Annotated in this window: 1 protein-coding gene and 1 pseudogene; both read left to right on the plus strand. The window is 64.0% G+C overall.

Features of this window, described 5'->3' with window-relative positions; all coding sequences use genetic code 11:
• The coding region (locus tag E5198_RS21385; protein ID WP_178084117.1) for a cbb3-type cytochrome c oxidase subunit I at nucleotides 1-422 on the plus strand (422 nt) is incomplete at its 5' end.
• A pseudogene (locus E5198_RS21390) lies at nucleotides 422-556 on the plus strand (cytochrome-c oxidase, cbb3-type subunit II); the annotation flags it as partial. The gene E5198_RS21385 and the pseudogene E5198_RS21390, both read left to right, overlap by 1 nt.

Genomic DNA, 556 nt, shown 5'->3' on the forward strand with positions numbered 1-556 from the left:
ACTGGACCATCGGCCACGTGCATGCCGGCGCCCTCGGCTGGGTCGCCATGGTGTCGATCGGCTCGCTGTACCACCTGCTGCCGAAGGTGTTCGGCCGCAAGGAAATGCACAGCATCGGCCTGATCAACGCCCACTTCTGGCTGGCCACCATCGGCACCGTGCTGTACATCGCCTCCATGTGGGTCAACGGCATCACCCAGGGCCTGATGTGGCGCGCGGTCAACGAGGACGGCACCCTGACCTACTCCTTCGTCGAGGCGCTGGAAGCCAGCCACCCGGGCTTCCTGGTGCGCATGATCGGCGGCGCCTTCTTCCTGACCGGCATGCTGCTGATGGCCTACAACACCTGGCGCACCGTGCGCGTGGCCAAGGCCGCTGAAATGGCCGCCGCCGAGAAGTTCGTGGTTCAAGGAGCCCACTGATGAAGAATCATGACATTGTCGAGAAGAACATCGGCCTGATGGCGCTGCTGATGGTCATCGCCGTCAGCATCGGCGGCCTGACCCAGATCGTGCCGCTGTTCTTCCAGGACGTGGTCAACGAGCCGGTGGAAGGC

It is taken from the genome of Pseudomonas sp. A-1, assembly GCF_004801855.1.
Taxonomy (GTDB): domain Bacteria; phylum Pseudomonadota; class Gammaproteobacteria; order Pseudomonadales; family Pseudomonadaceae; genus Geopseudomonas.